This is a genomic window from Corallococcus sp. CA053C (genome assembly GCF_003611675.1).
Lineage (GTDB): Bacteria > Myxococcota > Myxococcia > Myxococcales > Myxococcaceae > Corallococcus.
Window position 1 is genome coordinate 1 of record NZ_RAWA01000319.1, and the last position, 11,578, is coordinate 11,578.

General features: G+C 71.5%; 12 protein-coding genes. 5 read left to right on the plus strand and 7 right to left on the minus strand.

Annotated features, from left to right (window positions below):
- Positions 1-474 (minus strand): molybdate ABC transporter substrate-binding protein (modA, locus tag D7V97_RS31510; protein ID WP_120614330.1); only part of this gene is annotated, 474 nt, incomplete at its 3' end.
- A gap of 76 nt (positions 475-550) precedes the next feature.
- Here modA and D7V97_RS31515 point away from each other — a divergent pair.
- A complete protein-coding gene (locus D7V97_RS31515) occupies positions 551-1,048 on the plus strand; it encodes a MarR family winged helix-turn-helix transcriptional regulator (protein WP_120614331.1) in 498 nt (165 codons plus the stop codon).
- Positions 1,049-1,062: 14 nt separating this feature from the next.
- On the opposite strand, the gene D7V97_RS31520 is transcribed toward D7V97_RS31515, so the two are convergent.
- Positions 1,063-1,704, minus strand: a complete 642-nt coding sequence (locus tag D7V97_RS31520; RefSeq protein ID WP_120614332.1) for a YdcF family protein — start codon at positions 1,702-1,704, stop codon at positions 1,063-1,065.
- 213 nt (positions 1,705-1,917) lie between these two features.
- Between D7V97_RS31520 and D7V97_RS31525 the strand changes: the two genes are divergently transcribed.
- Positions 1,918-2,475 (plus strand): hypothetical protein, encoded by a 558-nt coding sequence (locus D7V97_RS31525; RefSeq protein ID WP_120614333.1) that lies wholly within the window; start codon positions 1,918-1,920, stop codon positions 2,473-2,475.
- Between the two features lie 7 nt (positions 2,476-2,482).
- On the opposite strand, the gene D7V97_RS31530 is transcribed toward D7V97_RS31525, so the two are convergent.
- The 3 genes from D7V97_RS31530 to D7V97_RS31540 all read right to left on the minus strand — a co-directional run bounded on the left by D7V97_RS31530 (position 2,483) and on the right by D7V97_RS31540 (position 4,909).
- The gene (locus D7V97_RS31530) at positions 2,483-3,289 is read right to left on the minus strand and encodes an endonuclease/exonuclease/phosphatase family protein (RefSeq protein ID WP_233583345.1); all 807 of its coding nucleotides are present in this window, start codon (positions 3,287-3,289) and stop codon (positions 2,483-2,485) included.
- Positions 3,290-3,472: 183 nt separating this feature from the next.
- Positions 3,473-4,090 (minus strand): MXAN_6652 family MXYO-CTERM-anchored protein, encoded by a 618-nt coding sequence (locus D7V97_RS31535; protein ID WP_120614335.1) that lies wholly within the window; start codon positions 4,088-4,090, stop codon positions 3,473-3,475.
- A 123-nt stretch (positions 4,091-4,213) separates the two neighbouring features.
- Positions 4,214-4,909, minus strand: coding sequence for a DUF4336 domain-containing protein (locus D7V97_RS31540; RefSeq protein ID WP_120614336.1), 696 nt, complete (start codon positions 4,907-4,909; stop codon positions 4,214-4,216).
- A gap of 126 nt (positions 4,910-5,035) precedes the next feature.
- Between D7V97_RS31540 and proS the strand changes: the two genes are divergently transcribed.
- Positions 5,036-6,475 (plus strand): proline--tRNA ligase, encoded by a 1,440-nt coding sequence (proS, locus tag D7V97_RS31545; protein ID WP_120614337.1) that lies wholly within the window; start codon positions 5,036-5,038, stop codon positions 6,473-6,475.
- Positions 6,476-6,539: 64 nt separating this feature from the next.
- On the opposite strand, the gene D7V97_RS31550 is transcribed toward proS, so the two are convergent.
- Positions 6,540-7,790, minus strand: a complete 1,251-nt coding sequence (locus D7V97_RS31550; RefSeq protein ID WP_120614338.1) for an adenylate/guanylate cyclase domain-containing protein — start codon at positions 7,788-7,790, stop codon at positions 6,540-6,542.
- A gap of 70 nt (positions 7,791-7,860) precedes the next feature.
- Between D7V97_RS31550 and D7V97_RS31555 the strand changes: the two genes are divergently transcribed.
- On the plus strand, positions 7,861-8,385 hold the full coding sequence (locus D7V97_RS31555) for a metal-dependent hydrolase (RefSeq protein WP_120614339.1): 525 nt from the start codon (positions 7,861-7,863) through the stop codon (positions 8,383-8,385).
- A gap of 122 nt (positions 8,386-8,507) precedes the next feature.
- Entirely contained in the window at positions 8,508-9,077 is a 570-nt protein-coding gene (gene thpR / locus D7V97_RS31560) for an RNA 2',3'-cyclic phosphodiesterase (RefSeq protein ID WP_120614340.1), read from the plus strand.
- On the opposite strand, the gene D7V97_RS31565 is transcribed toward thpR, so the two are convergent.
- Positions 9,063-11,264: a PhnD/SsuA/transferrin family substrate-binding protein gene (locus D7V97_RS31565; protein ID WP_120614341.1), complete on the minus strand. Its 2,202-nt coding sequence runs from the start codon at positions 11,262-11,264 to the stop codon at positions 9,063-9,065. The genes thpR and D7V97_RS31565 overlap by 15 nt on opposite strands.
- Between the last annotated feature and the right edge of the window lie 314 nt (positions 11,265-11,578).

Genomic DNA, 11,578 nt, shown 5'->3' on the forward strand with positions numbered 1-11,578 from the left:
AGATGTGTGTAAGAGACAGGCGTACACCACGCCCGCCTTCGTCAGCCACGCCTTCGCGTATACCCCCGCGGGCACCGCGTCCGGCTCCGCCAGCGCCACGCGCCTGAGCCCCTTCAGCCCCGCGGGCCCCGCCACCTTCGCGCGCGAAGCCACCGGGACGATGACCACCAGCCGGTTCGACACGACGTCCACCCGCGACCCCGCCTGCACGAGCCCCGCGCGCTCCAGCCCGTCCAGCTTCGCCGTGTCGGCGGAGAGGAAGGCATCCGCTGGGGCGCCCGCCACCACCTGACGTGACAGGTCACTCGACGCCCCGAACGCGAACCGCACCCGGTGCCCGCTCGCCTGCTGGAACGCCGGAGCGAGCGCCTCCAGCGCCTCCGTGGTGCTCACCGCCGCGAACACCCACACCTCGTCCGCCCGCGCGGTCACCGCCCACACCGCCGCCAGGAGCCCCAGCCAGGAAAGCCGCATTGCCCGCACCTCTCAAATGCCCGCGCCGTGAGACTACAAGTTGACCCGACCCCACCTCGCCGCTAATGAATACTCCGTGACCCGGAATATCCATAAAGAGGAGGATGAGACGCTCGCGGTGGATGTCGACCGCATGCAACAGCTGATGTTCTCGCTGGGGCGTCGGCGCTCGCTTCGCGACCCCATCGCCAGCACCTGTGAGCAGCTCCAGTTCACGCCGCCCCAGGTGCACGCGCTCCTGTGGCTGGGCCTGGACGGAACGCTCACCATGGGCGAGCTGGCCAAGCGACTGGGCGTCACCGAGAAGACCGTCACCGGCGTGGTGGACCGCCTGGAGCGCGAAGGCCACCTGCAACGCGAGCGCGGCGAAGCCGACCGGCGCGTCGTGCGCTGCCGCCTCACCGACAAGGGCCGGCAGACCTTCACCAAGCTCGACCGCTCCATGCACCGCGCGATGGGCGTGGTGCTGGGCATGCTCGACGCCGACGACCGCCAGGCCCTCTTCCGCGTGATGGAGAAGGTGCTCCTCAAGATGGACGCCCCCGGGCCGGAGGCTCCCCCGAAGGGGACCTGAGCCGCGCCCGGACGTCAGGCCCCCGGGCTCCTGCCCGGCGCCCGCGCCCAGAGCAGGCGCGGACGCAGCAGCAGGGCGAACGCCTCGCGCACCGTCCAGTACCCCCGGTCCACCGCGCGCATCCGCCCGGCGATGGGCGCGGGGCTCGTGGCCACCTCCAGCCCCTCGCGCCGGAAGCACTGCCGCGCGCGCAGCAGGTGGTACGGGTCGGAGACCACCACCACGCGGCGCGCCCCCCGCTCCCGCAGCAGGCGCACGCTGAAGCGCGCGTTGCCTTCGGTGGTGCGGCTCTCCTCCTCCAGCACGCACGCGGACGCGGGCACGCCCGCCTCCACCGCCAGCCCGAGCATGACCCGCGCCTCGGACGGCGCCTGCGCCCCCACGCCCCCGGACAGCAGCAACCAGGGCGCCACGCCCCGGTGATAGAGCGCCGCCGCCTGCTCCACGCGCGCCACCAGCGCACCGGACGGCACGCCGCCCGGCAGCACCCGCGCGCCCAGCACCACCAGCGCGTCCGCCCTGCCAGCATGGTCGCGCTGCCCGAAGCGGTGGACCCACCACGCGAGCCCGAAGACCCCGCCTGTCAGCACGCCGGCCGCCAGGAGCACGCCCCGGCGCACGCGGCCGGGCCTGGGGAGCAGCGCAAGGGGTCGCATGAACGGAAACCTAGCCCTGGGAGCGGGGCCCCTGCAGCAGTGTGTCCGCGAGAACAGGTTTTCCCCATCGGCGTCCCCCGCGGACATGCGGACGACCCAATGAATTGTCAGGATGCGTATCGCCCCGGAGCCGTGGCGGGGACAGAATAGGCAATGACCCGGCCCGGTCATCGTCGAACCCGGAAGCGGCCGGTCGGACGGGGAGTCCTTCGGATGGATGTCAAAGGCGTCGCGTTCCTGGCTCGGCAGACCATGATGATTCAGGCCTTCGGCGAGCCGGCGTGGAAGGGCTTCCTCGCGGAGCAGGCGAAGCGGGACCCCGTCTACGCCCAGCCCATCATGCCGGTGACGCGCCTCCCCGCGGAGTCCTTCCTGCGGTTCAACGAGGCGCTCACCCAGCGCTTCTACGGCGGCGACACGAAGGCCTACTGGCAATACGGCATCAAATCCGCCGAGTACGCGCTCAGCCAGGGCCAGCTCAAGACGATGTTCGGCAAGGACGACTTCCGCCGCTTCGCCCTCTTCACGCCCGGCATCTGGAAGGGCTACTTCACCGAGGGCGAGCTGACCGCGCAGCTCCAGGGCGGCCAGGTCGAGCTGCGCATCACCGGCGTGCCCCGGCCGCACGTCTACTTCGAGCTCGCCGTGATGGGCTTCGCCGCGGGGGGCCTCGCGTACCTGAGCGGCCGCAAGGAGATCCACCACGAGGTCCTCAAGGGCTTCAGCAAGGGGGACCTGGAGGTCCTCTACCGCTTCACCCTGCCCACGTAGGCCCCCGTCAGGGCGCGGAGGCCGCGGTCGCCGCGGCCGGCGCCACGGGCTTGAGCCGCAGGTCCGCCACCACCGGGTAGTGGTCGGACGCGCCCACGCGCAGCACGCGGCTCGCCACCGGTGTGAACGCCCCGCACGCCATCACGTAGTCGATGCGCAGGGACGGCAGGAACAGCGGCATCGGGTAGGTGCCGACGCCGTCCGCGTGGGTGACCTTCGCCACGTCCTGGAGCTGGCGCCGCAACAGCCGCACCGGGCGCGAGTCCGGGTCGTCGTTCAAGTCCCCCATCAGCAGCCGGGGCCGCGGGTCCTTCGCGAGCAGGTTCGCGATGAAGACGCTCTGGCGCACGCGCGCGGCGCCGTTGAAGGGCCGGCGGATGAGGTGCGTGGCGTAGACGCTCACCTCGCGCCCGTCCACGTCCAGCACCGCGTGCGCCAGCGTGCGCGGCTCCGCGCCCCGGGGCGTGGGCAGCGGGTACTGCGCCAGCGACGTCAGCGGATGGCGCGACAGGAGCGCGATGCCGTAGCGGCCGCCGTACAGCTGCGTGGTGCCGAAGTGCGCCCGGTACTTCAGGCCCGTGAGCGCGGACAGCCGCTCCACCTGGTCCTCTCCCCGCGCGCGGGTGGAGCCCACGTCCACCTCCTGGAGCGCGACGACGTCCGGCGACTCGGCGCGGATGACGTCCGCCACCTGCTCCAGGCCGCGCAGGCCGGACTGGATGTTGAAGGTCATCACCCGCAGGGCGCCGCCGTCCCGCGCGGGCCGGGGGGCCTCCGCGACGGGCGTGACGCCCGAGGACAGGGTGGGACGCACCGCGGGACCGTTTGCACAGGCAAGCGGTCCCGCGACGAGCAACAGGGTCAGGAGGGGGCCAGGTCGCATCAAGGGGCGCGATGGTAGGTCGCGCGGCCTCGCGCTGTCGTCCCGCCCCCCGGGGCAAGGCCGGAGGGCAGTCAGGCTGCCCTCAAGCCGGAAGCGGCGGCGCTTCGCGAACGTTCAGCCCGCGCGGCGGCGGCGCGCGGCCAGCATCGCCAGCACCGCGCCCATCACCAGCGGCGCGCCGGAGGTGGCGGAGCAACCACCGCCGTCCTCCTCGGGGGCCACCGGGTCCTTGCCGCCCGTGATGACGACGTCCAGCGTGGCGTTCCCGTGCGCGTCCCCCGACTCCTTGGTGTCGCCGTTCACGGAGTTGCCCGCGCCGAACACCTTGAGCGTGCCGTTGGTGGCCGGCGCCACCAGCGAGAAGTCGAAGCGCGCCGTGGTGCCGGTGAAGGCCTTGGGCAGCGAGTGCGTCAGCTCCCCGTTCACCACCTTGGTGCCCGAGCCCGCGGTCAGCGTCGCGCCGTCCACGCCGCCCGTCGCCACGTTCAGGCCCGCCTTCGCGCCAGGGCCGCCGGTGATGATCAGCGAGTAGTTGCCCGTCTCACCCGCGGTGAGCGCCGTGGGGCCCTCCAGCGTCACGGTGGGGGCGCTGCCGCCGCCGTGGCAGCCGGACGCGGTGCAGGACACGCTCTGCTTGCCGCTGCGCCCGGTGATGCCGGTGGAGTTGGCGGACGCGGAGCCCGCGACCAGGCACAGCGCGACGGCACCGACAGAGGGGAGAATCGACCGCATGGAATGAACCTCCTGGAGGGGGAAACCAGGGAAGACGAGGAGGTCCCCCTTCTAGCGCAGCGCGGCGAGGAGTGCAGCAGGCGACATTCCCATCCCCCCCACCGGGGCGGGGCATACCGCGCCCTACAGCCAGGAGAAGGCGTCGTGCAGCGCCTTCTGACCGCCGCGCTCCATCACCTGGCCGTGACACATCACCACGCGCTCCACGTCCCACTTGAGGGCGCGCTGGACGGAGGCGCGCACGGCCTCCTTGTCCTTCATGAGCAGGCGTTCGAGGGCCGTGGGCGCCAGCCGTCCCCAGGCGCGGTTGGCCTTGAGGTACAGCTTCAAGGGCCACGACTCCGCGTGCTGGAAGTGGAACGCCAGGTCGGTGATGAGCAGCGTGCGGGACGGCCGGTGGAAGAAGAGGAACTCGTTCACCCGGGGCATCCCGCGCACGTGCATCTGCTCCAGCACGGGCGCCCAGGCGGGGTCCGGCGTGTCGTCCAGCTCCTGGTCGATTCGCAGCGCCGGCTGCTTCGCGCGCAGTCCGGAGGGGGCCACCACCCGGGCGTCGGGGAACGCCGCGGCCCAGTCCGGCAGGTGCACGTGGTGGAAGAGGTTGGGGGCGACGAGGAAGCGCACCTTTCCGAGCGCCTCCACGGCGGCCCGCCGCTCCGGGGTAAAGGCGACGGGCGAGTGCACCCACAGTCCGCCGTCTGGCAGGCGGAGGACCGTCATGCGCCCGCCCAGGTCCATGCCCGCCAGCCGGAACGAGGCGTCGAACACGTGGAGGTCGTCGGTGAGCTTCCGGGGAGCCGCGTCAGGGGGCATCGTCATGGGGGGTCTGGCTTCAAGCACGGACGGCGTCCGGGGGACGAATCCTGGCACGGTCCGGCGTTGATTTCCGGAACATCCCAGCGTAGGCAACCCCCTCTTTCCATCCCCTAGCAAGGTGCCCAGCACATGGCCGAGAAGCTCACGCCCCGCGAGAAGGGCTTTTCCGAGTGGTACGTCGACCTGATCCAGAAGGCGAAGCTCGCTGACTACTCGGACGTGAAGGGCTGCATGGTCATCCGCCCCAACGGCTACGCGCTGTGGGAGAACATCCAGCGGGTGATGGACAAGATGTTCAAGGACGAGGGCGTGCGCAACGCCTACTTCCCGCTCCTCATCCCGGAGAGCTACCTCAAGAAGGAAGCGGAGCACGTCGAGGGCTTCAACCCCCAGCTCGCCATCGTCACCCACGCCGGTGGCCAGAAGCTGGAGGAGCCCTATGTCATCCGGCCCACGTCGGAGACCATCATCAACCGCAGCTTCTCCAAGTGGATCCAGAGCTACCGGGACCTGCCGCTGCTCTTGAACCAGTGGGCCAACGTGATGCGCTGGGAGATGCGCACGCGCCTGTTCCTGCGCACCACGGAGTTCCTCTGGCAGGAAGGCCACACCTGTCACGAGACGGAGGAGGACGCGGAGAAGCGCACCCTCACCATGCTGGAGGTCTACCGCACGTTCGCGGAGGACTACATGGCGATGCCGGTGCTGCCCGGCCGCAAGACGGAGTCGGAGAAGTTCGCCGGCGCGCTGCGCACGTACAGCATCGAAGCGATGATGCAGGACAAGAAGGCGCTCCAGGCCGGCACCAGCCACAACCTGGGCCAGAACTTCGCCAAGGCCTTCGACACCCAGTTCCAGGGCCGCGACGGTCAGCAGCACCACGTGTGGCAGACATCGTGGGGCTCTTCCACGCGCCTCATCGGCGGGCTCATCCTCACGCACTCGGATGACGCGGGCCTCATCGTGCCGCCGAAGCTGGCGGCCACGCACGTGGTCATCATCCCCGTGGGCATTGGCGGCAAGGCGCCCGAGGCGGAGAAGACGCAGGTGCTGGAGAAGGTGCACGCGCTGGCCGCGGACCTGCGCAAGGCGGGCCTGGGCGTGGTGGTGGACGACGACGAGACGAAGACGCCGGGCTTCAAGTACAACGAGCACGAGCTCACCGGCACATGCGTGCGCATCGAGCTGGGGCCCAAGGACCTGGCGAAGAGCTCCTGCGTGATGGTGCGCCGCGACCTGCGCCAGAAGGAGTTCGTCCCGCTGGACGAGGCCGTCGCCAAGGTCCAGGCGATGCTGGACCAGATGCAGAAGGACCTCTTCAAGAAGGCGAAGGACTTCCGCGACGCACACACCTTCGAGGTCAACTCCTACGAGGAGCTGAAGGCGAAGGCGGACGACGGCTTCCTCCTGGCGCACTGGGATGGCGACGCGAAGACGGAGGCGCGCATCAAGGAGGAGACGGGCCTCACCACCCGCTGCCGCCCCTTCAGCCTCAAGCAGGAGCCGGGCAAGTGCGTGATGACGGGCAACCCGTCTCAGGGCCGCATCGTGTTCTCCAAGGCGTACTGAGCCGCGGACCCCGGTGATGCACCTGCGGGGGCTGGGAGGTGTTCCTCCCGGCCCCTGTTTCTTTTCAGCCCACTCCGCCCGCGATGGGCAGCGCGCGCTTCTTCGGCAGGAAGGTGGCCACCGGCTCCGGCTTGCCCGCGACGGGCAGCGGCTCCGCGGCCTCGAAGTCGAAGGCGTCCCCGCAGCGCTCGCGCGTGGCGTGGGAGACGAGCACCGGGGCGCCCACCTTCTTGGTGAGCCCCTCGATGCGGCTGGCCACGTTCACCGCGTCGCCGATGACGGTGTACTCGCGGCGCTGGTCGCTGCCCACGGCGCCCACCACCACGCGCCCGGTGTGCACGCCCACGCCGATGCGCAGCACGCCTTCGCCGCGCGCGGCGCGCTCCTGGTTGAGGACCTCCAGCGCCTCCAGCATGGCCAGCGCGCACGACACCGCGGCGGCGGGGTGGCCGGGCTGCTCCAGCGGCGCGCCGAAGTACGCGAGGATGCCGTCGCCCAGGAACTTGTCGAGCGTGCCGCCGTGGCGGAACACCACCTCCACCATGCGCGACAGGTACTCGTTGAGCAGGGCCACCACCTGGGGGCTGTCCATCCGGTCCGACAGGGAGGTGAAGCCGCGGATGTCGGAGAACAGCAGCGTCACCTCGCGGTGTTCGCCGGCCTCGCCGTCGGGGCCCTTCTCGGAGATGCGCCGGGCGACCTCCGGGGAGAAGAAGCGGCCCAGCCGTTCGCGCTGCATCTCCTCGCGCACCACGTCCGTCACCAGCCCCAGCACCGTGCGGCTGACGAAGAACGCCACCGCGGACGCGAGCGCCATCACCAGCACCATGCCGGGCAGGAACTGGGAGGCCTTCAGGCCCGCCTCCAGCGTCAGCAGCGCCGCCCCCGCGATGCCCAGCACCGTGGCCGCCATGACGATGAGCCGCGACAGCGTCACCATGGACACGACGACCACCAGCACCATGTAGACGCCCATGGTCAAGAACGCGGTGGGCACGCCGTTGACGCCGCCGTGGATGGACTGGGATTGGAGGAAGTAGATGAGCGGCATGTCGACGAGCGCCACGCCCAGCGCCGGCCGCCGCAGCAGGGACGGCACCCGGCGCGCGCCCGCCCAGAGCAGGACCGCGAGCAGGATGTAGCCCCCCAGCACCGCGCGCGACACGCGCCAGTCGTCCAGGACGGCCAGCAGCAGCCACGCCGCCGTGGCGCCCACGCGCATGCTGTTGAGCCAGGCGCCCACGTCCGCGCGCCATTCGTCCAGGCGGAGCTGGAGGGTGGTTTCAACACGGGAGCGGGAGAGCAGGGGCAGCATGCCCCGGGGACGCTACCCCACGCGTGGGGCCCCTCTCCAGGCGCGGGCCGGCTGCGTTAGGGTCCGGCGCATGGCGAGCATCGGACACGTAGCGGTGGGCATGGCGCTGGGGCGCTTCGAGGCAGGAGCCGCGTCCTGGAAGCGGCGGGTGGCGCTGATGGGGTTCCTGTCGCTGCTGGCCCTGCTGCCGGACGCGGACGTGGTGGCGTTCGCGTTGCGCATCCCGTACGCGGCGCCGTGGGGGCACCGCGGCGCGTCGCACTCGTTCGTCTTCGCGGGCGCGGTGGCGCTCGCGGTGGCGGCACTGGCGCGGTGGAAGGGAGAGCCCGCGTTGCGCTGGGGGCTGCTGACGCTGGCGGCGGTGGGCAGCCACGGCATCCTCGACACGCTCACCGACGGCGGGCTGGGCGCGGCGCTCCTCTGGCCGTTCTCCGACGCGCGCCTCTTCGCCCCGGTGCGGCCGCTGCCGGTGGCGCCCATCGGCGCGGGCATGCTCACCGCACGAGGCCTGTACGTGAGCCTCGTGGAGCTCATCGTCTTCCTGCCCGCCTGGGCCTACGCGCTGTGGCCGGTCCGCCGCAAGCGCACGCCCTGAGCGTCGTCGAAGTCGCTGCAAGGCGGCTGGCCTCCAGAGCCCTGCATGGAGAGCCCTGAATGGCGAGCCTTGAAGCAGTGAGGCCGGAGGCCGTTGAAGCCCGGAGCCGGAGGACCACCGCGATGCGCCTGTTCACCGCCGTGACGCTGGGAGAGACGCTCACCGCCGAGGCGGAGCGGGGTATCGAGCGCCTGAGGGCCCACGCCCCGGACGCGAAGTGGGTGCGGGCCGAGGGCGTGCACCTGACGCTGCTGTTCCTGGGAGACGTGGACGCAGCCCGCCTGCCCCTGCTCCAGGCCGCCCTGTCACCCGTGGGGCCACGCCATGCGCCGTTCGTGCTGTCGGTGGGCGGCGGCGGGACGTTCGGCGCGGCCACGCACCCACGCGTGCTCTGGGCGGACGTGCGCGGGGACACCGCCGCGCTGAAGGCGCTCCAGGCGGACGTGGCCCGGGTCCTGGAGCCGCTGGGCTTCACGTCGGAACACGCCGACTACACCGCGCACCTGACGCTGGCCCGGGCGAAGAAGCCGCGCGGGGACGCGGCGCTGCTGGCGTGCGCGCGGGCGCTCGCGACGGAGTCCTGGGGCGAGGGGCGCGTGGACCGGCTCGTGCTCTTCGAGAGCGCGGGCGGCCGCTACACGCCCCGGCTGGAGGTGCCACTGGAGCGTGCGGGGCGGCTACCCGACGCGTAGGGACTGGGGGTCGGCCACCGGCACGGCGGCGGGCAGCGTGACGGTGAGCAGCGTGCCCCGGCCCTCGCGGCTCTCCGCGCGCAGCGCGCCGCCCAGGTCGGTGGCGATGGTGTGGCTCACCGACAGGCCCAGGCCGGTGCTGCTGGGGCGCGCCGCGGCGAACGGCTCGAAGATGCGCGCGAGCAGGTCCGGCGGCAGCCCCTTGCCGGAGTCCTGCACCTCCACCACCACCTCGCCGTCCTCGCTGGTGTAGGCCGCGACGCGCAGCACGTTGCGCGCGGCGTCCTGCGGGTCCATGGCCTGCACGGCGTTGAGCAGCAGGTTGAGGAAGAGCTGCGTGAGGCGCGCCTCGTCCGCGTCCACGGTGGGCACGTCGTGGAAGTCGCGCTCCAGCCGAGCGCGGTGCTGCAGCTCTCCGCGCAAGAGCTTCAGCGCGTTCTCCAGCACGGGCTGCACGGCCACGCGGGCGCGGTGCTCCGGGGGCTTGCGCGACAGCGTGCGCAGGTCCTGCACGATGTGCTTGAGCCGGGTGGCGCCCTCCACCGTCTCGCCCAGGGCCTCCATGATGCCGTCCAGGTCGCCCCGCGGCACGGCCTCGCCGGTGAGCAGCGGCTGCTTCAGGCGCTCCAATTCCTCGCGCACGTAGGACAGGTTCGCCAGCACGAAGGCCAGCGGGTTGTTCATCTCATGGCCCACCGCCGCCGCGAGCGACCCCAGCGCGGACAGCCGGTCCGCCTGGAACAGCTTCGCCTCCAGCTGCTTGCGCAGCGTCACGTCGCGCACGAACACGCGCAGGCCTGGCGGGTCCCACAACTGCGTGACGGTGAGCTCCCAGTAGCGGCCGTCCAGGTGCAACGTGGGCGCGGGCTCGCCCGGAGGCATGCCCCGCCAGGCCCAGGTGAGCGCCGCGTGCACCAGCGGATGCACGGGGCCGCGCTCCACCAGGTCCTGGAACGCCACGTGGGTGGCGGGGTTCGCGTACCGCAGCGCCCCGTCCATGCCCAGCTCCAGCAGCGGCTCCGGGTGCAGGAGCGGGAACGACGCCAGCCGGTACAGCGGGTCCTCCAGCGACCGCATCCCGGACACGTCGCGCACCAGCAGGCCCAGGCGCACGCCGCGGTCCCCGGGCACGGGGGCACAGGGGGTGACCTCCGCCGCGTAGTACTTCTCCTCGCCGTCCACGGTGAGCCGGTACTCCAGCCGTCCGTCGGAGCCGCCCCGGTTGACCGCGCGGACCAGGGACATGAGGGGCTCGCTCGCCTCGGAGCCCAGGGCCTCGTCCAGCTTGCGCCCTTCGACGTCATGCACGTCGCGGCCGAAGGCCCGGCCGGACGGGGACCACAGCCGCAGGCAGCGGCCCTCGGCGTCCAGCTCTCCGGCCACGTACTCGGCGCCCTTCGAGGGGCTGGGGGAGGACACGGGCGCGCCCGGCCCGGGCGAGCGGATGAAGCCCTCCACCCGGAAGGGCCCCATGAGCATCTCCAGGCCCGCGCCGTCGGTGTTCATCCGGGTGAGGACGGAGAGCAGCTGCTCCGTGTCCTCCTCCGACAGGCGCTTGGTGAGGATGAGGCCGTCGGAGAGCGTGGAGGTGGTGAACTGGAAGGGCATGAGCCGGGGCGCGTCCACGCCCAGGTACGACGTCAGCGTGGCGCGCATGGCGAGCGCGTCGGTGTGGTTGGAGAAGATGGCGGTCACGTCCGCTTCACCGCGCATCACCGCATCCAACGCCTTGCGGTAGGTGCCCAGGAAGCGCTGCTCGGAGAAGAGCGTGTCGGGGCGAAGCCCCATCGACTCCAGGTAGCGCAGGGGCAGCAGGTGCCCGCCGGTGGAGCGCGGCGCCACCCACGCCACGCGCTTGCCCTGGAGCGTCTCCAGCGTGAGGGGCTCGTCCGCGCGGCACACCAGCGCGGAGTGGTAGTGCCAGCTGCCCGAACGCACCGCGCGAAGCACCGCCCGGGCCTGCGGCTCGAAGGCGTTGCACTGCTCGGCGGTGCCCCAGGCCATGTCCACGCGGCCCGCGACAAGCTCCGCCTCCAGCGCCTCGTAGGTCGGGGCGATGGTCATCACCACCGGCCGGCCCAGCCGCTCCGCCAGGGCCCGCGCGAACAACTCCACGCGGACATGCTCCCGGATCTCCCCCAACGAGGGATAGAGCAGGCAACGGATGGGAGCAGTCGATGCGGTCACGTCGGTTACCTCCGGTTGCCCCCCCTCTTCGAGCGCCCTTCTTCTTCCGGGCCCCGACCTGCGATTCCACGATTCTGCCTGAATCCTTACGCTATTGCACATTATTCCTGAATCACTGAAATAAACTGCCTCCCCAGCTTTACCACAATCCGTCTAAAGGCTGGGTCGGTGATGACCGTGTGGTCCGGCGCTGAAGGAGGACACGGAAGCAGCGCGTGGCCTGCTGCCTGCACAGTAAGGGGGAGGACGCAGGCAAACACTGGAAAGGACAGGCGGATGGCATTGCGAGGCCGGGGGGTGTGGCTGGGCGTGGG